Raw genomic sequence first — 19,679 nt, forward strand, 5'->3', positions numbered from 1 at the left:
AGCGTATATAGACTAATTATAAGTAGATGATCATCTTTTGATTTGGTACTTTGTTATCTATTACAACAATTCTTTTAGTGCGTCATAGTACTGTTTTGTAATATGGATATCATTATGTACAGCGTCTATGATAAGGGTTAAATCAATTTTATCAGGATACAATTCTTTTAATTTCTCCGAATTACTATTAGGCCGAATCAAGAAATCCTTAGTGCCATGAAAAATTTGTATTGGACATTGCACTGTTGCTAAGTATGCATACGTTTTGATATCATATTTTATAAGATATGTTGGAATAGGAGGGGCGATCTCATCTGCAACAAGTGTTTTCCAAGAATAATAGGGTGCATTTAAGATAAGTTGCTTGGGGTTATTTTGTGAAGCTACGTATGCTGCCAAACCAGATCCTAAGGAATACCCTAAAACAGTAATTTGACGCTCATCATATTTGCTCTTTACATAATCGTATACCTTCTGTACATCAGAAAATAATTGATCTTCATTTTTATAATTCCCATCACTTTTACCATATCCTCTGTAATCTACAAAGAGTACGTCATACTCGTTTTCTAAGTATAAAGGGGCTCGTTTCCCCCAGTCATGTATCGCACCTGCATTTCCGTGAAAATATAATATAATGCCTTTAGGATTTGTTGCTTTAAAATGTAAAGCATTTAAATAAACATCTTCTTCTACAGCAATTTCGAGCTCTTCAAAGGGTTCTTCAAATTGAAAAATATAATCAGGCTCTAAATGTTTAGGATTAAAAAAGAATTTTTCTTGCTTGAAGTAGAAAAACACCAATGTAAGACTATATAAAACGACTAACACAGCGATTATACGGAATAGTCGTCTGAATAGTTTAGGGAAATTAATTTTCAAAGTGTTTTTTTGTTTAAGTATTTTGCTTTTTTTGATTCATTTTGATCAAAGTCTAATCACATCTAAATATAAAAAAAATACGGTTGGTTTTATAACTAAAACCAACCGTAGATAAAGAATTTTTTGTACCAATTAATTATGGGCACTATTATATAGTATAAAGCTTAAAACGCTTTTTTCATAATCATTTTGGACAATGTTTTTCCTGTTTTTGCATACCCTTCACCTAGACGATCTTCGTTACTAAAGGTTCCTCCAAATCTATTACCAGGTGCATTTTTACCAGTGATCTCTAATACGACATTATCTCTATTTGCTGTTTCTACAAATTTAAGTAGTGTAGATACTTTTGCAGGTTGTCTCGAAATACCAATATTGTATCCTGGATAGAACCAAACGGCCTCTACAATAAGAGTATACTTTGCATCAGGAAGATCTTCTTCAAAAGAAATTCCCTTTTTCTCTAAGAGATCCCTATTCATGAGCTCTAAGAATTTTGGAGCATAAATAAGTTCTCTACTTGCAATCCATTTTTTTGCCCAAGCTTTCCCTTTTCCTCTTCCTTTTTCTTCTAGATCGGCAGTACGTTCTTTTACGTACTCATCATTAGAGAGTTTCTTCTTGTGAACTGTTACATTATCATATACAAATTCAACATTTATTTGTTTCTGATCTTTAATAAAATCAAAGTTTCCGCTTACCACTTTCATTTTTTGAGAAAATGATAGTGATACAAAAAGTAATGCTAAAATTGTGATTAGTTGTTTTTTCATTATTGATTTTTTATTAGTTATTGGTGTAAATATAGTTGCTACAAATTAACACAACTTTATTTAATAGCCAAAAATCAAGAAATTGTATACCAACTTATTGCTTTTAATAACAATATAGATAGTTGTATATCTTAGATATGTAACATTGTTTTTATGGTTTAACTTTTATACGCTTTCGCGAAAGCGTATACTTCCTTATTCTCAAGTATACCTGTATGATCATAACATCATAGGTTGATCATAACGTAACGGTTATTACACATTTATTTTTGCTCCATATGATAAACTTTTGCATCTCTTAAGCCAAGTATTATATGTTTTTGAGCATTTAAATTCTTATCGGTAGTACCAATTTATAAATGTATATTTTCTAGAAAAATACCTGCTTATTTAATAATTACCTTTTTAATTTCAATCGGAATCTTATTTTCAATAAGATGTATATAATAGATTCCTTTAGGTAATGTACTGAGATCTAAAGTTGTTTGATAGGCTGCTTTTAAAACAGTTTGTCCTAAATTATTATATAATAACACGGTATCATAACTACTGTTTTTAGATTTAAAATGAATGATGCCATCTGTAGGGTTTGGATATATAGTTGTTTCTTTAGATACACTTGCTACTTCTTCTATGTCTAAAGTCTCCTCACATAAAAAAGTAATATCGTCTTGACTTAGTTCTCTATTCCAATATCTAAAATTATCTATAGCTCCTTTAAAATAATTTGCAGGAACTACTAATTGTCTATCATGTCTTCCAATGGTTCCAGGAGAACTCGAATACTGTAACTCTCCTCCAGAACCAGAATATTCACCTCCTAATTCATTACAATCAATATAAATTTTCATATCATTTTGTGAACTTACTGTAATAGCAATATGATGCCAAAATCCAGTATTTATCTGGGTGTTGCTTACATATGTTCTTCTAGAGCTAGGGGTGTAGCTATCGGCGCCATCTCCATAACTTATAGCAAAATTCCCCGTAGATTGTTGAGAGTTAAAATAAATTCCAGTATTTACATCTTCTTCAAAAGAAGTATTGAAAACATCTCTATCATTTGGATTTTCACTATCGTAACGTATCCAAAAAGAAAAAGAAACAGGGAGGTCTGGTTTTAATGCTTCTATATTTGGTAAATTGATATAATCATTGATTCCATCAAAGAGTAAAGCTCCATTTGCATTTCCAAATCGATCTTCAGTAAAAGTCGTTCCAAAATTAGTGGCATCATATCCATTTTCAGTAGTATCAAGATATGTATTATTAAAAGTGTAATGAAGAAGTAAACCTTCATTGATGTCTTGTCCAAAAACAGAAAAAGATATGAATAAGAAAATGAGTATTAGTTTGTTCATAGGTAATGTATTTATGATTTTGTAAATATATGAATTCAATGATCCTTTAAAAATACTTATTGAGTGAATACCATCTTTCAATGAGTGAACTACACTTATATATCAAAGCTATACTTTCTGATGGTTTATAGACATCTGTGAGTCCTATTAAGAAAGTGGATAAATAAAAAGTTGAAACGCAAAATTTCAAAAATAAACGTAGTTTTAGCAATACTAACATTATTTCTTTTATGCAGACATCAATTACCGCTACTCATGCTTCAGAAACCTTAACTATTTCATTAGCTCGATTATTTGAGCGTGCTTCTTATTATGGGCTGCGTGCGCTTATTGTTTTATATATGATTAGTGAAACGTTTACTATGGAACGAAGCGAAGCACTTTATATTTATGGCATTTTCACAAGTAGTATTGTATTGAGTCCATTGTTAGGCTCCATTTTAGGCGATCTTGTATTTGGTAGTAAACGTGGAGTTATTATAGGCGGTTGCTTACAGGCATTAGGTGCTTTTAGTCTTTGTATACCAACAACTACAGGTTTATATGTAGGAATTGTATTAACAGTATTGGGAGGTGGGTTTTATACGCCTAATCTTATTGCATTTTTTGGAAAACAATATTTAACTAAAACTAAACTTTTAGATTCAGGATTTACGATACTCTATCTTGCTGTTAGTTTAGGAGTTTTTTTGGGAATATTATCCATAGGGTTTATTGGAGAGATGTATGGGTATTCTTACGGATTTGCATTAGCAGGAGTGTTGGCGCTTCTATCAACGCTTCTTATTGTTATTACTAAAGAAGCAAAGCTTCCCGAACAATCTGTCTTTGAAAATTCAATTTGGAATAGAATTGCCAAAATAGCGTTAGCTTTTCTTTTTATAGGTATTTTTTGGGCACTTTATAGTGTATCTGGATATGCGATGTCAGATATCCAACTACAGGTAAAGGCACAGTACAATGATTCACTTCCTGATGGTTTATGGTCAAGTGTGAGTTCCATAGGGATATATCCTATTTCCATCATTGCTATTTTATTGTGGATGCGTTCTTATCAAAATCGATTTTTAAAAATAGCTATTGGTTTTTTTGCAGCAGCACTTTCTTTTGGGTTGCTTACTTTAATACCAGAATCTATAGATAGTACGTATTTAGTGGTCTTTTTTGGCGCACTTATATTACTAAGTATTGCAGAAGTATGTATCGCCCCAATTATTCATTCTATGCTAACTAAGCATACACACCCAAAATATTTGGCGATGGTCATAGCACTTTCCTTTATTCCCATGCGCTTACTCGTCCTGAGCACAGAATTCTTAGGAGATACGATATATGATCATGTAAAGCTTGGTTTGTATATCGGAATGATCGCAATGCCTATTATGGGAATTGGAGCGGTCCTATTTTACTTTGTTTTTAGGAAAGTGGAGAAGGCGTAACTATTAGTTAGGTGATGAACCCTTTGATTATTCTTCTATTGTTATTTTTTGAAATTGATTTTAATTGTTTTGCAATAGGCTGTATAGTGGTAACTTACTTGAATAACTCATTTACTAAAACTAATAACGCTTTCGCGAAAGCGTACTCAGAAACATTGTTTTAGATATGTTTTAGAAGAATAAAAAAGACAGTCACAAATTAATGTAACTGTCTGATTTTTAAGTAGCGAGAACGAGAATTGAACTCGTGACCTCCGGGTTATGAATTCTATGACGTTTGTTTTAGTGTGTTTTTTAATACTTGGTAATCAGGTTTTTAAAAATTATTCGTTTCAATAGTTGTTAATAAAAACCATTAAAAACCACTAAATGTTGTACATATGTTGTACATAGAATTGACCCTTTCTTTTTATCTTTGAGTAGCAAATCAGATCATTATGGCTACAGTAAAAATAATACTTCGTAAGAATTATCAAAAGAAAGATGGAAGTTATCCTATTACTTTAAGGATTACAAAAGACCGTAAAGCAAGATTTATTTTTACAGGCGAATACATCCAAGAGAAAGATTGGGATGCAGAAAAAGGGTTAGCAAAGACCTCGCATAAAAACTCAAAACGCCTCAATAACTTTCTTCTTAAAAAGCTTTCAGAAGCTCATAACATCGCTCTCGATGTTGAAACCAATGACAGCGAGAAAACAGTCAAGAATATAAAGACGATGATTGTTAATGATCGTAATACGAATTTCTTCAATGTCGCGGATATGTACCTTGGCGCTTTGAATAAAAGACAGAAATTCCATCAAGAGAATAACGATAGAGGACGGCTAAATATCTTTAAAACCTATTTGGGTAAATCTGCGCTAGATTTTAAAGACCTCGATCAAGACTTATTAGAGAAATTTAAAAATCATCTTTCTTTTGATTTAAAACGCTCTGAAAGAACGGTGGTTAATTATATGATCTTGATACGCACGATTTATAATCTGGCAATCTCAAAATCTATTGTTGATCGTAACTTATATCCTTTTGGTCGTGGTCAGGTGCAAATCAAAATACCAGAGAGTGAAAAGATAGGATTGAATAGGGAAGAAATTAAACTGCTAGAAAACATAAAAGAGATTACACCTGCGCAACAGCACGCTTTGAATGTTTGGTTGTTCAGCTTTTATTTTGCAGGTATTAGAGTAGGGGATGTCTTAAAATTAAGGTGGTCAGATTTTAAAGATGGGCGTTTATATTACCGAATGGGTAAGAATAAGAAACTTGTCTCGCTAAAAGTGCCAAATAAAGCACAAGCGATTTTAGAGAGGTATGCACAAGAGAGAGTAAAACGATCAGATTTAGTTTTTTCTGATCTTAAAACCGTTGATTTTAGTGATCAGAAGTACCTAACAACACGTGTTAAAACGATTACACGTAATTTTAATAGGCGTTTAGAGCTAATAGGAGAAAAGCTAGAGATTGATAAAAAACTTTCAATGCATATCGCGCGCCATAGTTTTGGGAACATATCAGGGGATAAAATCCCAATTCAAATGCTTCAAAAACTGTATCGTCATTCTTCGATTACAACAACGGTCAATTATCAACAGAACTTTATGCACCAAGAAACCGATGAGGCATTGGATAAGGTTATTAATTTTTAAGTTTAGATTTTATAAATTGATCTAATATTTGACCTATTCTTGCAGAAATGAAAAAACCTCCAAATCCAATTATAGTTTTTATAATAAGTGGCTGTTTATCTAAGTAAAGAAATATTAGGCCTAATGTTAGAGTTCCAAATCCAATTTGAAAAGATGCCTTCTTAGAGAATTTGTATAAAGTATTTAGAATTGCTCCAATGCTCTTAGAGAAATCAGGGTCTATTTTGTTCTTTGAGTTTTTCACAGTTCTTATTCTTTAGATATCTTTTATAGAATAATAATCTCTAGGAATTGAATTTACTTTCTTACCTGATTCTTCCTTTTTAATAATTGAGATTGACCCATCTTTTCCAAGATCAAATTTTTGAATACTATCGTTGTTTTTTATTAGATACTTAATTATAATTTTTTGTTTTATTATACTCCATATTACTTTACATATATATGCAAGACTTGTTAGTACAATTGTAATTATACTAACAATAGCATATTTTGAATTGAGTAATATTTCGAAGCTATCTTTCAAATCTTAGTTAGTATTCTGAAGTGCATATTTTAGAAGTTCTTTTGCGCTTTTCAGCCCAACTTTATCTACGATATTTCTTTTATATGTTTCTACTGTATATTTTGAGATTTTAAGTTGATTAGCTATATCATTTGATTTAAATCCTTTACCAATTAACTTTAGTATCTGACTTTCTCTATTAGTTAAGTTAATCTCATTTTTATATTCTTTTACACCCCTAATCTCAGATATTATAAGTTTAATAGTTTCTTTACAGTAATATTCATAACCATTTGAAACCTCATCAATGGCATTAATTATATCCTCTTTAAGCATTCTTCCAGTTTTAATTATAAAACCAGAAATACCAGTTCTTATAGCGTATTTAATCCCATCTATAGAATTATGCATGGTAAGTACTATAAATTTTACATCTGGATATTCTTGTTTTATTATTTTGTAGGCATCTATACCATTCAAATATGGCATCTGTACATCTGAAATAATAATATCTACTTTCTTGGACTCCAAAAATTTTAAAATTTCTTGGCCAGTATATACTTTGCCTACAATTTCGAAATCACTTCTTTTCGATAGAGAATTAGAAATCCCTTCCATTATGAGGGGATGATCATCTGCTAATAATATCTTCGTCATTGATTAAATTTTTATTGGTATATTAATTAAAGTGCTAGTCTCAATTCCTTTTATAGAATCTATCATAATCTGACCATTTAAGTTTTTAACTCTGTTTTCAATATTAATTAATCCTATACCTTTACTTTGTTTTTCGGAATTAAACCCTAATCCATTATCGTGAACTTGTATTTTTAAGTTTTTATCTTTATATGTTATCATTATTGTTAATATAGTAGCATTAGAATGTTTAGAAACATTTATCATTAATTCTTGTATTATTCTATATATATTTATCTTTATGTGAGGCTCTATTTCCGTATTTTCTAAATCAGGAATTTTTGTAATTATTTTTATTTTTTTTGTATTAATTATAGAACAAATTATATCAATTATCTGCTCTTTAAATTTTATCTTAGTATTATATGTGCTATATTCTCTAGAAATATCTCTTGTTTTAGCATATAAATCTTCTAAGCCTTCAAGTAAACCAGAAAAGTTATTTGAGCTATTTTCAATATTTTGTAGTTTATACATAATGGTGTATATATCATTTGATATCTCATCATGAACCTTTTTACTAATTCTTCTTTCAGTTTGATATATTTCTTTAATAATCTTTAACTTCTCTTTCCTTTTTAAATACGATCGTTGTATTAAGAAAAGAAGAATTACTATAATAAAAATCAAACAATATATTATGTATCTACTCAATTTTATTTTTTTAACTAGTTAAAATATTAAAAATAACTAGTCAAATGTACAAAAAATAACTAGTCTTTGAAAAATATATTAAAATTTGTGCGTATTTTAATTTGATTTTTCTGTCATCGTCTTCGCATGACAAGCAAATTCAAATCAAATATTAGTGAAATCTCTCTTACATATAAACGCAAAGTGAGGGCAGTTGATCGTCCGAAAATTTCGAGTTCTCAAAGCGCTTATAATCTGTTTCGTGAAAACTGGAATGATCTAACGATTAATTTGTTTGAAGAGTTTAAAATTTTATTGCTTGATCGTAATAATCAATGTATGGGGATTGTGCCATTATCACAGGGCGGTGTATCTGGCACGCTCGTTGATCCAAAACTTGTCTTTGCAAGTGCATTAAAAGCCCGTGCTTGTGCGATCATCTTAGGGCATAATCATCCGTCAGGAAATCTAAAGGCTAGTAAAAGTGATATTGCTTTGACAGAAAAACTGGAACTTGGGGGAAAATACCTTGATCTAAAAGTTTTAGATCATATCATCTTAACTGATGATGATTACTTTTCCTTTGCAGATAATGGACTGAAACCATTTTGAAACACTATGCAACTATTCACATCTTATTTGATATATTCTGCAACATTATTGATGATGGTGCTTACGATAAAACTGTAAAAATATTTTGGCTTCAAGATTTGATTACCTACTTTAGATTCAAACAAACATCTAAAAATACATTTATAGAAAAATAAACATCTAAAAAAATATAAAATAAGCATTAGCTAACGATTTTCACTGTTTATAGAAAACTGGTAATTTTAAGTAACCATAGTGAAAGACAAGGCGCTAATGCCCACGGTATGCGTGGGCTTAGTTGTTGTCTTTTGGTTACGGGTATACCAGTACCTCTATAAACGAAGACACTCTAAGTTCACGCTGTTTTTTTGCCGTAAAATGAGAGTACAGACATACTATATCCGAGACCCTTAAACATCATTTCATTGTCAAGCGATCCCAAATCGCAACAGTTTAATTATTCACTTAAAACAAAAATGAAATGAAAATAATTTATAAAATTCAAACAAGATTTTTAATACTCATCTTTGCCTTTTCATCCCTTCTTTTTAATGCCTGTTCGTCTGATGGTTCTAATGATGAAACAGAACCTGAACAAGAAGAACAAAATGATATGACAGATGATACAAACGATAATCAAGGAAACGACGGTATCTTACGTGTACAAACAGCAGGAGTTACAAATGTTAGGTTTCCTGGTGATGAGGGTCAAATTAGAACATCAACAACTGGTAATCGTCTGCCAACGATCAATAGGCAAGAAACTGAGGCTATGACAGGAATAGAGCAAGACAGAATTTTTTACTCACTTATTAATCAAGATGTAAACGGAACAGCATCAAGCGCAGGTCAAATTGCTAACATAGCTGGCGCAAGTAATACAACAAAGTTCATTTATATTACGTATGCTATTGATATTCCTGATGATGAACATCCAGCAAATGCTACTGTAACAATCAACCAAGGCTTTACATCAATTGATACTAATAACGACATTCACGGTCAGACAAACGAAATATTAACAAATGGGTCAATCACTTTTAGTGATTTTTCTGACGAAATTAGTATTCTTAATGGCATTAGCACAATAACTAGCCTAGTTGACCAATCAGTTTTCTCTGGCAATGAAGATGGGAACTATGTACTTAGTTTTTTCGGAAGCAAAGATGAAATTCTTGCACCACTTAGTACTACAGGCAATTCTTTTGAAGTTAATATCTTCGAGATTATCGTTAATACTCCAAGTGATGGTGGATATAGAGGGCAAAGGTTTTTTGGTTTGATGCCTGATATGATTGACTAAACATTAATTTTTATTGATTATCAGATCATTATAAATTTTCCCTATCTTTAAAATATGGAAGTTATTTGTATTGAAGAAGATGCTTTTTATGCCTTATTTAATAAGGTTGTTGACCATATCGGACAACAAAACAAGACTGAAACTTGGAAATGGGTTGATGGCGAAACGGCTATGTCTTTGCTCAATATTTCATCAAAAACAACTCTGCAGAAACTTCGTGATGAAGGGAAAATCAGATTTTCGCAACCACAACCGCGCGTGATCCTCTATGATCGCAATTCTATCAATGATTATTTAGAAACTAACGCCCGTGAAACTTTTTAAGCTATGGAAGAATACCTAACTGTCGATAAGGAATATTTGAAAATATATAATCAAGGATATGAACTGGCAAAAGAGACAGGGCTAAAATCCGATATACTTGAAAAACTAAACGCGCAAGCTCTTGATCGTTTGCAAGTCAATAAAAGCCGTTTATCTGTTATTAAGGCAGGGATGAAGCAATATCAAAAAGATCAAGAGTTAGAGAAAGCTCAAAAGCTTCAAAAAGAACAACAACGCGACAATCGTTCAAAAGGTAGAGGGCGATAGTTTTTTGCTCTGTATTTAAGTGCGTATTGTTATCAACCGCTTTTCGTTATTCGTGTTAAATCAAAAACGTCAACGAAAGGGAAACGATGGCAAAAGATAAAGCGAAGCTCATAGCAGAGCAAAATGATCTATTTCGTCAAAATTTCGGTAGTAACACATCAAACAATAAAGAGGTAAAAGGGCAATACTGTGTTACAGAAGGGTTTAATAACTTGCCTTTAGGTGACCGTCTTGTGGCGACAATGAAAATCAGGAAATTTGATAATTTCAATCCTGATAATGACCCCTATAAAGAACACGATATGGGGCGGTTTAAACAAAATGCTCATACCATCTTGTGGAAAATAGACTATTACGATCTTAATTACGAATATGGTTCTCCAGAGCCAAGTGATTCTACTAAAACAAGACGTGTGCTTACCGCAATGTTAGGCAATGAATATTAGATGAGTTTAGATAAAAGCCATTGTAAAAGATGGCTTTTGTCTTTTACTTATTCTGTGAAACATATTCTTGATATGTTTCTATGTCGTAATGGAGGGGGTTAGGTGCTGCTTTATCTTTTATGCTTTTCATTTCATAGTATGGAACACGTTGTAGTAAAAGTGCTTCGTTCTGCCCAATGAAAGTGAAAGTATCTTTTTCCTGTTCTACTTCAGCGCGTGTTTTCCTCAATCTCTCGAAATTACTTTTATACTCATGTGTATTGTAATTTTCTACTATTCTTGAAAATTTATCTAGCTTTTCTGATACATATTTAGCTGTATCATCTTTGACATTGAAAAATTGTGATATTGTACAATTTTCAACAATTTCCTTTTTACCTTCTTGTCCGTAATGTGTGGTCAGTTGATCAAGGTTTTGGCATATAATCCAAAATTGAACACCATAAGTACGTAAAAAGGCGATACCTTTTCTAACAAGATTAAATGCTCCTAATTGGGGGAATTCATCAAGAACAAATAAGACAGGTTTACTAGGTTTGTTTTTAGTGTTGTCACGAATAAAAGAAGCCAAGACAAGGCGCAACCATAGTTTGGCATCATTCATTTCACTTTGAGGAAAAGAGATGTATAGGTCATTATTTTCGCCACTATGGAATAATTTATTGAGTAAATCTTGTGAAGCGTCTTTGTCAGATTGTACAGCATTATAAAGTTGCTTGCCTTTAAATGCTTTTAAAGCGCGTGAAATTGTCGTTTTAACACCACGTAACTCATTGTTTTCACCCGTGCTTATTAATCCTTTAAAAGTAATAGCTGAGAGTTCTAATGCACGTTTAATGTTTTCGTCAGGGTGTGGAATTCCTTCCATATCTGTTATGATAAACCCTAATTCTTTTACAGAGGCAGTTGCACGGATAATTTGGTCATAAAGCGTAATAGGAGTAGGGGTTTCAGGATAGTTTTTGATCGCTAGATACATTAAAAATGATGCAATAAAGTCACGTGCCAACTCATCAAAGTGTTCGCCTGTATCTGATTGGTTTTCCTTTACAGGAATAATGACATCGGCAAAAGCTGTACAATCACTATAAAAATCATCTTCAAATGGGTCTAGTAAACAAAAAGGATTATAAGTAACAGAAGGCATATCAAAAACTTGCCAAGGATTAAGAATATAGCTGTTCCCTTTGTTTTCTTTTCCACGCCAATGAGAACATACAGCGGCATTCTCTCCTTTAAGATCAAGAATAATTTTTGTCCCATCAAAGCGCCCCATAAGTAAATTAGGCATTATAAGACTTGTATTTTTACCTGCACCAGACTGCGCTACTGTTAAAATATGTGTATTGTTTTCAAAGAAATATGGTTGTTCTTGATCGTCCTGCCCTAGATAGAACCCTTTCGATGTATTCAACCCATCAATTGTTGAAAAATCGCGAATACGCCTTTTGAGTTGACCGCCTCTTTCTAAAAGCTGAATATGAATTTTATTTGCTTCAAAAATAGCTTCATTGTGCTCATTAATATGTTTATTAAAATCTTGTTCTATTTCTGTAAAATTGCTTTGTGAATAGATGGCAGTACGTCCTCCAAGATATCTTCTTGTTTTATAACTAAAGAATTTTTCATTGGAAGCTCTTGGAATTAACTTCCATTCGCCTAACTTTTGTTCTGCTATTCTTTTATTTTCATTAAGGTATTCAAGTTCTTCTTTTATGTTATTGAGTAGTATTTCAGTTTCAGTCTCTTCGGTAACCTTGTTGATGCCTAATTGTACTATGTTATTAAGAGTTGTTATTTTATCAGCATCAATTCCAAAATGTTTAGGGAGCCATTTGTCATTATCTTCAAAATTATTAGCATATCTATGAAATTTTGTAATTCTTCTGTATCCAACATAATAACTAGCTGAAAAAACGAAAAATATAAGTAATATAAAACCTCCAAGTATCGTACCTATACCTATTCGAAAACCGTCAGAAATAATCAAAAAAAATGATGTCATAAAAAGAAAACTTATGAGGACAAGAGATAGCACTACATTTGAAGAATTAAATGTGTTTTTACTTCTAAGATGTGTAGATTTCATTTTTTGAATTTTGATAGTAAAATACAAAAAATACACATAAATAACTGAAAACTAGATTTTTAAATATATTAAGGGGTAGTTATAGAGTTTGAATGAATTTTACAGCTTTTTTAATACCATTCGTGACCCATCTTCCTAGTGAGATATCTTGATAATTCTCAGCAAAACAAAAGTTAGGGTCAGTTAAATCACTTCCTTTTTTTAGCCCGTAATCTTCAGGATTTAATGAACTGATACCCATTCCATTTTTGTTTTCATCAATTTGTGAACCGTAGGTAGGTTTAGTTACTGGGTGATAATACTTTTCTTCAAAATACGTTTTCAAATATTTTGATTGTAAACGTCCATTTGCTATTATTTCTCGTTCCATTTCTTCAAGTAAAAACCATTCCAAAGGCATTTTTACTTCTTTGTCTTTTACTCTTGATTGATAGTGCTTTCCACTATCATACGTTTTGTAAAACTCGCTTTTTTCTCGTGCAATACGTGCGTTTTCAATAACGTGAGCTTCAGTTTCGTTTAAGCCAGCATTTATTCTGGCATAATGCCGAGCCATCGTATTTTTACTTTTTATAGCAACCACGGTACTCATAGTTAGGTCGTTAGAGAAGGGGTACTTATCAGGTTCTGCGGTTCTAAGTTCAAAATACATTTCTAGCAATTCGTTAATGCCAGTATTGGTATATCCTGCAAAAGCTTCTTCGATTTCCTCTTTTGTGAAATCGTCTTTTGCTTTCTGGCGCATTGAGAACATCACCAAAGGATTAGGGTGGTTATAATCCACTTCTGCTTGTGCCACTTCTACCGTCATTTTGAATACCTCAAATAAACTCGATTCGTATTATACATATTAATGTATAAATGTCAACGGTTTATTAATAAAACAAGCGAAGCGCGTTAGCCCCAAATACTACCAAAACTAATACTATAAAGTGCGCGGATAAATTTGTAATTTGCTATTATATTGTTGGTTAGAGCTTCTTTTTAAGAAATTTAAGCGCTTATTTTCCAAAAACTCTCGTATCTTTAGATGAGTAATAATTTGAATAGATGAGCGTATGCAAGGTATGGGACGGTAATACCGCCACCCTTGTAAAGGAAGGACAAGCCCCGTCCGTTTAATCCTCCCCTAAAAACTAATTCGTTTTTAAATGCAAAAGAAAAAGAGAAGTGAAAAGCGACAACGAAATGACCTCGTTCAATTCCGCTTGACTGCCCAAGAAAAGCAAGAATTTCTTACTAGATGCAAACAATCAGGCTTGAATGGCGCCGATTATTTCCGCAAAACCGCCCTCAAATCAAAACCTCTTAAATCTGGTCTTGATACCAAGCTCCTTGTTCAGCTTTTATCATCTTGGGGTAAAATCGGGGGTAACCTTAATCAAATCGCCAAACATTACAATGGTGGTAATCCAACCGATCAAGCCATTGGGCAATCTCTCATTGATGAGGTTAAGTCTATTCGGACAGATCTCCGCAACGCATTGGGATATGATCTGTAAAGGTGGTAAACGATCAGGTAGCGCAAGCCTAGCCACTCATTTACTCAAAAATGATAATGAGCGCATTGTTATCGTTGAAGTCAAAGGAACAGCCACACAAGACCTATCAGAAGCTTTAAAGGATATGGAGCTTGCCTCTAAGATCACCAAAGCCAAAACAGGATTATATCACGCCCAAATCAATCCTGCCAAAGATGAAGCAATGACACCCGAATTTTGGAAGCATTCCGTTGACGAAATGGAAAAACGCCTGGGGCTAAAAGATCAACCGCGCGCCGTTGTTTATCACGAAAAGGGTGGACGTTCTCATATGCACGTTGTTTGGCAAAGAACAGATGTTGAAAAAGGTAAAGTGATTGATACCAAGAATGACTATTACATTCATAAGAAACTAGGTCGTGATCTTGAAAAACAATTTGGACATAAGCGATTAAAAGATGGCTTTAGTGAGAATTGGGAACAGATGAATGAACGTCAACAAACCATTCGTGATGGCTATACGCCTAAACAACTGAAAGCACGGATTAAGAAACTCTATGAAACCCACCAAGACCCGAAAGAATTTCAACACGCTTTAAAGAAAGCCGGCTTTGATTTGGCAATTGGTAATCGTGGCGTTGTAATGGTTAGCGAGAGACAAGAAATACATTCTTTAATGCGATATACTGCGACCAAGAAAAAAGACATCGAGCAACACTTAAAACCGATTTTAAAGGATTTACAAAAGGTAGAAGAGTTTAAAAAAAGTAAAACCAAAGAAAAGACAAAGAAAGTCACTAGAAGTTTTGATTTGAAACAAGTTAAAAAAGCAATCGCTGAAAATGCTTTTGACATGCTAACCCGTGATGAAATCGGCAAATCTTCGGCAAAGTTTGATAAGTTGAAACAAGATTTTAAAGAGAAGGAATGGGAACGAAAAAAAAGTGAGTTTACAGATAATAATGATGGTATTACACGCTCAAGGTCGTTGAGCGATAAAGAGAAACAAGCACGCAAAGAACGAGAGCGACAAGAAAAAAATAAAAGAGAATACGGGCGATAACTAAATTTCAGGAAATGGGAAAAGAACACAATAAAGATATTCAGCATTTAAAAGATCATCTTGAAGCCGTAAATAAGGACTATGAGAGAATGAAGGAGCAAAGAGAAAAAGCTTATGAAAAGCATAAAGACTATGGTCCTGATAAACTTCATTTGATTGATCGCGATTTTAATCATTTTAAGGATAGAGCTAAACATTTAAATGATCTTAAAAAAGATCTTAAAAAAGAGTTAGATAAATCTGTCATGGAGAAGCAAAAGGAAAAAGAATATATTAGGGAAAAAGAACAAGAAAAAGATAGGAGTAGAGAACGATAAATTGTTGACATAATTATTACTGTATGATAATCTCTTTCTAAGTAAGGAGTTGATTAATGATAGAAAATGAGAAAGACAAAATCACCAAATTAGACCAAAGAATTGAAAGCCTTAATAAAATGCTTGAGGTTATAGATAAGGAACTTCTAGATTGTGCTGTCAACATGAGTATTTTAAGCTCACGTAAGGCACAAATTCAAAAAGAAGAAGCTGAAAAAGAAAACCAGATTCACTAAAAATCTCTTAGGATAAGATTTTGAAACCATCCTATTTTAAAAATAGGGGAGATGTCTGATTTAATTATGTGAGTTCATAAAATGATAATGATGTCTTTATTGATACGAAAACCTGAATTACTAATGGAATTTGAATTTTCGAAGGTAAAGCATAGATATTTAGAGATCTATATGTGTTTGTAGTTTGATAAGTAATTGAACTAGAAGCAGGATCAAATGGAGTAGTGGGAGCTTTTAAGGCTATTTTTGAAGGGGATATAAACTCACTTGAAAATTAGATGTTTTAGTTTAAGTAATTGATTTTCATACACTTAAATTGATTTTTAAGTATCTGGTGTAACATTTTACAACTTTTGGGACTCATATAGTGAGTTCTTTTAAGAAGGAGTGTTCTAATTCGTTTTTTTTACCGAAATTGAACATACACAAAATTAAAAGATTTATTTTTTACCGAAATTGAAATCTAAGGGACTTGTTCCTAAATCTCAATTAAGTTCAGAAATTTACTTATTGTATTAGGTTGATTATACAGTGAAATTCAGAAATATTCACAGCATATAATTAATAGGGCATTTGTTCCAAACAAAAACCAGTACACAGTACTGGTCTTTGCCCTTAGTAACTTAAGGTTTAATTTAATACAATAATTATGGAAGCAATTACATTTATATTTCTGAATTGGGGAGAAGTAGTAAGTACTATTTTATTGGTAATCAAGATTGTCGAGGTCTTAAAGAATACCAAACAAGAATAATACTTTATTATTAATCCCTTTATAAGCCTCAGTTTAGCTAACTGGGGCTTTTTTATTCCATAACTAATAGGTTAAATTACAAAATTATTTTTATACATGTTTTATTTCTAATATTCTGGTGCAAATCTACTATTTGCAGATAAGACTATATAATTTAAATAAAGTTACAGTTTTTTTATTTTTTTTTAAAGTGCGTACCAATTCCTCTAACTAACTACTAAACCACACCTCCAACCAAGGAGTGTGTGATGATCAGAATGCATTTAAGTAAAAATGTTGTTCAAGCTAAAGCCTACTATACTAAAGGCCTTTCAAAGGCAGATTATTATATCCAAGATCAAGAGGTCAATGGTGTTTTTGATGGTAAAATTGCCAAACGAATAGGTTTGGCGGGAATGCCTATCACAAAAGAAACCTTCAATAGCTTTTGTGATAATATCCATCCCGTCACAAACCAACCTCTAACACCTCGAACGTTAAAAGATCGCCGTGTTGGGTATGACATAAGTTTTCATTGCCCTAAGTCAGTATCGGTTCTTTACGGTTTGACACTTAATCAAGATATATTAGAGACGTTTGAACGCTCTGTTGATTTGACAATACACGAAATTGAAAACGATATGTTGACACGTATTCGGATTAATAATCGAAATCGTGATCGCCGTACTGGTGAAATGATTTGGTGCGGATTTACGCATCTTACCGCACGCCCAACAAAAGATGCGCCACCTGACTGTCACATCCACTGCCACGTCTATACTCATAACATTACGTTTGATAGTACTGAAAACCGTTTTAAAGCAGGGCAGTTTGTTGAAATCAAGCGATCAATGCCATATTACCAAGCACGCTTTTTAAAGCGTCTAGCCGATGCCTACAGCTTAATGGGGTACGGCATACGAAAAACCCGTACAGCCTTTGAACTAGCCATTATTCCACAAAAGGCTATTCATCATTTTTCAAAGCGGACTAACCATATTGGACAAGTTGCAAAAGAAAAAGGGATTACTGATGCCAAATCCCTTGATCAATTGGGTAGTCAAACCCGTTTAGGAAAAGATAAAAACCTAACGATGGAACAATTGCAAAAACTCTGGCAAAAACAATTGGTCGATAATGATATTAGAGCAGAAAGTGAAGAGGCTATAACCACCGATGTATCTCTTACGCCTAGTAGATCAGTTACTTTTGCTCTTAATCATCTTTTGGAACGTAAATCACTTGTTCAAGAAAGGCAAGTTTTAGCCAAAGCGTATCACTTTGCTATTGATAACCGTTGGGTATCTCTTAATAGTATCGATTTATCCTTATTAAACAATGATCAAGTCTTTAGAATGAACAAGGAGCATACTTGTTTTTGTACAACAAAGCTTGTCTTAGAGGAAGAAAAGCAAATGGTACGCTTGGCAAGGCAGGGAATAGGTACAGTTCAACCATTAGGAAAAGATTTAAAGCAAGTCTCGACAAAACACCTAAATTCCCAGCAATCAGATGCCGTTTTACATGTCTTACAATCAAAAAACCAACTCACAATTATTAAGGGTGGGGCAGGAACAGGAAAAACAACCTTACTTAAAACACTTGTGCCGTCTATTGAAAAAGGTGATAAGCAAGTGTTTCTTTTTGCGCCAACTGCAGAAGCTTCATGCAATGTTTTAAGAGATGAGGGATTTAGCAACGCCGATACACTCGCTCAATTAACAAGCAACGAGAATGTACAATCAAAAATAAAAGACCAGGTTATCTTGATTGATGAGGCAGGGCTTATTGGTGCAAAAGATATGGTCAAGGTGTTGACGATTGCTAATGATAATAACGCGCGTGTTATCCTTTCTGGTGACCCAAATCAACATAAGAGCATTCAGCGCGGTGATGCCATTGAAACACTCACCACAATTGCAGGCATACCCGATGCAAAGGTAACAACGATCTTTCGTCAAAAGCATGAAGAATATAGGCAAGCTATTGAAGATATAGCTAAAGGGAATATCACATCAGGGTTTGAGAGACTTAATCAGTTTGGTGCTATTCAGGAATTACCAAGTGAGGATATAGATAAAGCTATTGTAAGAAACTATTTAAAGGCTAGGAAGGATAAGAAATTAACATTGGTTATTACGCCAACAAGAGCCAATACTAAAAAGCTTAATCTAGCCATTAGAGAGGGGCTAAAAACAAATTCCTATCTGAGTAAAAGAAATAAGAAATTCACGGTCTATGATAGCTTATACTTAACACAATCCGAAAAGAACGATTACCGTTCCTATGAGATAGGACAAACAATCCAAACTCATCAAAATATGAAAGGCATTAAAAAGGGCTCTGTTTTGACGGTGGTTGATATCGTAAATCAAGATATTCTCATTCAAGACGAACAGGGGAATATTCATATACTTGATATTAATCGTACTAAGGATTTTGATTTATACCAATCTCGCGCTATTGATCTATCAGTAAAAGATACCATACGGATTAATAAGAATAGTTTTGATTATAAAGGCACTCGCCTTAATAACGGAACGACTTTGAAGGTTGAAGGTTTTACATCAAAAGGACATATCAAGGCGGTGAAGTATTCACGTTTTAAAAAGACAAGCTTTATTCTTGATAAGCGTTTTGGAAATTTTGATTACGCTTATTGTTCCACGTCTTATAGCTCACAAGGCAAAACAGTAGATAATGTCATTATTGCTCAACCATCAGAAACATTCTCCGCTACAAGCCTTGAACAATTCTATGTTTCTGCATCAAGAGCTAGAGAGGATATTATGATCTATACGGATGATAGGGAAAGGCTTTTCAATAATTTGAGAACTGATTTTGAAGGTGAAATTTATATAAGTCAAACATTCGCAAAATTGTGAGGGGAT

General features: G+C 32.8%; 19 protein-coding genes. 12 read left to right on the plus strand and 7 right to left on the minus strand.

Annotated features, from left to right (window positions below):
• Positions 1-60 precede the first annotated feature (60 nt).
• From ABJD27_RS17455 to ABJD27_RS17465, 3 genes are all read right to left on the minus strand, one after another.
• Positions 61-882 carry an alpha/beta fold hydrolase gene (locus ABJD27_RS17455; RefSeq protein WP_348166363.1) on the minus strand — a complete coding sequence of 274 codons (822 nt, stop codon included), beginning with the start codon at positions 880-882 and terminating at the stop codon, positions 61-63.
• A gap of 164 nt (positions 883-1,046) precedes the next feature.
• Positions 1,047-1,655 (minus strand): hypothetical protein, encoded by a 609-nt coding sequence (locus ABJD27_RS17460; protein ID WP_348166366.1) that lies wholly within the window; start codon positions 1,653-1,655, stop codon positions 1,047-1,049.
• 386 nt (positions 1,656-2,041) lie between these two features.
• Positions 2,042-3,016 (minus strand): LamG-like jellyroll fold domain-containing protein, encoded by a 975-nt coding sequence (locus tag ABJD27_RS17465; RefSeq protein WP_348166369.1) that lies wholly within the window; start codon positions 3,014-3,016, stop codon positions 2,042-2,044.
• Between the two features lie 230 nt (positions 3,017-3,246).
• Between ABJD27_RS17465 and ABJD27_RS17470 the strand changes: the two genes are divergently transcribed.
• Together ABJD27_RS17470 and ABJD27_RS17475 are read left to right on the plus strand one after the other, a co-directional pair.
• A complete protein-coding gene (locus ABJD27_RS17470) occupies positions 3,247-4,455 on the plus strand; it encodes an MFS transporter (protein ID WP_348166371.1) in 1,209 nt (402 codons plus the stop codon).
• Positions 4,456-4,892: 437 nt separating this feature from the next.
• Complete coding sequence (locus ABJD27_RS17475; RefSeq protein WP_348166374.1) at positions 4,893-6,104, plus strand: site-specific integrase; 1,212 nt, start codon at positions 4,893-4,895, stop codon at positions 6,102-6,104.
• A 529-nt stretch (positions 6,105-6,633) separates the two neighbouring features.
• On the opposite strand, the gene ABJD27_RS17480 is transcribed toward ABJD27_RS17475, so the two are convergent.
• Positions 6,634-7,266, minus strand: coding sequence for a response regulator transcription factor (locus ABJD27_RS17480; RefSeq protein WP_348166380.1), 633 nt, complete (start codon positions 7,264-7,266; stop codon positions 6,634-6,636).
• Positions 7,267-7,269: 3 nt separating this feature from the next.
• Positions 7,270-7,959: an ATP-binding protein gene (locus tag ABJD27_RS17485; protein ID WP_348166383.1), complete on the minus strand. Its 690-nt coding sequence runs from the start codon at positions 7,957-7,959 to the stop codon at positions 7,270-7,272.
• Between the two features lie 126 nt (positions 7,960-8,085).
• On the opposite strand from ABJD27_RS17485, the gene ABJD27_RS17490 reads away from it, so the two are divergent.
• From ABJD27_RS17490 to ABJD27_RS17510, 5 genes are all read left to right on the plus strand, one after another.
• Entirely contained in the window at positions 8,086-8,550 is a 465-nt protein-coding gene (locus ABJD27_RS17490; RefSeq protein WP_348166386.1) for a JAB domain-containing protein, read from the plus strand.
• A gap of 592 nt (positions 8,551-9,142) precedes the next feature.
• Positions 9,143-9,832: a hypothetical protein gene (locus ABJD27_RS17495; protein WP_348166389.1), complete on the plus strand. Its 690-nt coding sequence runs from the start codon at positions 9,143-9,145 to the stop codon at positions 9,830-9,832.
• Positions 9,833-9,886: 54 nt separating this feature from the next.
• Positions 9,887-10,156 carry a helix-turn-helix domain-containing protein gene (locus ABJD27_RS17500; RefSeq protein ID WP_348166392.1) on the plus strand — a complete coding sequence of 90 codons (270 nt, stop codon included), beginning with the start codon at positions 9,887-9,889 and terminating at the stop codon, positions 10,154-10,156.
• A gap of 3 nt (positions 10,157-10,159) precedes the next feature.
• Positions 10,160-10,423: a hypothetical protein gene (locus ABJD27_RS17505; RefSeq protein ID WP_348166395.1), complete on the plus strand. Its 264-nt coding sequence runs from the start codon at positions 10,160-10,162 to the stop codon at positions 10,421-10,423.
• 86 nt (positions 10,424-10,509) lie between these two features.
• A complete protein-coding gene (locus tag ABJD27_RS17510) occupies positions 10,510-10,869 on the plus strand; it encodes a DUF3768 domain-containing protein (RefSeq protein WP_348166397.1) in 360 nt (119 codons plus the stop codon).
• A gap of 43 nt (positions 10,870-10,912) precedes the next feature.
• On the opposite strand, the gene ABJD27_RS17515 is transcribed toward ABJD27_RS17510, so the two are convergent.
• Entirely contained in the window at positions 10,913-12,958 is a 2,046-nt protein-coding gene (locus ABJD27_RS17515) for a type IV secretory system conjugative DNA transfer family protein (RefSeq protein WP_348166400.1), read from the minus strand.
• A gap of 79 nt (positions 12,959-13,037) precedes the next feature.
• On the minus strand, positions 13,038-13,757 hold the full coding sequence (locus ABJD27_RS17520) for a hypothetical protein (protein WP_348202077.1): 720 nt from the start codon (positions 13,755-13,757) through the stop codon (positions 13,038-13,040).
• Positions 13,758-14,109: 352 nt separating this feature from the next.
• Between ABJD27_RS17520 and ABJD27_RS17525 the strand changes: the two genes are divergently transcribed.
• The 5 genes from ABJD27_RS17525 (at position 14,110) to mobF (ending at position 19,673) form a co-directional block, all read left to right on the plus strand.
• The gene (locus ABJD27_RS17525; RefSeq protein ID WP_348166406.1) at positions 14,110-14,460 is read left to right on the plus strand and encodes a hypothetical protein; all 351 of its coding nucleotides are present in this window, start codon (positions 14,110-14,112) and stop codon (positions 14,458-14,460) included.
• Positions 14,450-15,502, plus strand: a complete 1,053-nt coding sequence (locus tag ABJD27_RS17530; RefSeq protein ID WP_348166409.1) for a relaxase/mobilization nuclease domain-containing protein — start codon at positions 14,450-14,452, stop codon at positions 15,500-15,502. The genes ABJD27_RS17525 and ABJD27_RS17530 overlap by 11 nt, the downstream gene beginning before the upstream one ends.
• A gap of 14 nt (positions 15,503-15,516) precedes the next feature.
• Positions 15,517-15,819: a hypothetical protein gene (locus ABJD27_RS17535; protein ID WP_348166412.1), complete on the plus strand. Its 303-nt coding sequence runs from the start codon at positions 15,517-15,519 to the stop codon at positions 15,817-15,819.
• A 56-nt stretch (positions 15,820-15,875) separates the two neighbouring features.
• Complete coding sequence (locus ABJD27_RS17540; RefSeq protein ID WP_348166415.1) at positions 15,876-16,055, plus strand: hypothetical protein; 180 nt, start codon at positions 15,876-15,878, stop codon at positions 16,053-16,055.
• Between the two features lie 1,002 nt (positions 16,056-17,057).
• Positions 17,058-19,673 (plus strand): MobF family relaxase, encoded by a 2,616-nt coding sequence (gene mobF, locus ABJD27_RS17545; protein ID WP_348166418.1) that lies wholly within the window; start codon positions 17,058-17,060, stop codon positions 19,671-19,673.
• Positions 19,674-19,679: the final 6 nt, after the last annotated feature.

It is taken from the genome of Dokdonia sp. (assembly GCF_039945015.1).
Taxonomy (GTDB): Bacteria; Bacteroidota; Bacteroidia; order Flavobacteriales; family Flavobacteriaceae; genus Dokdonia.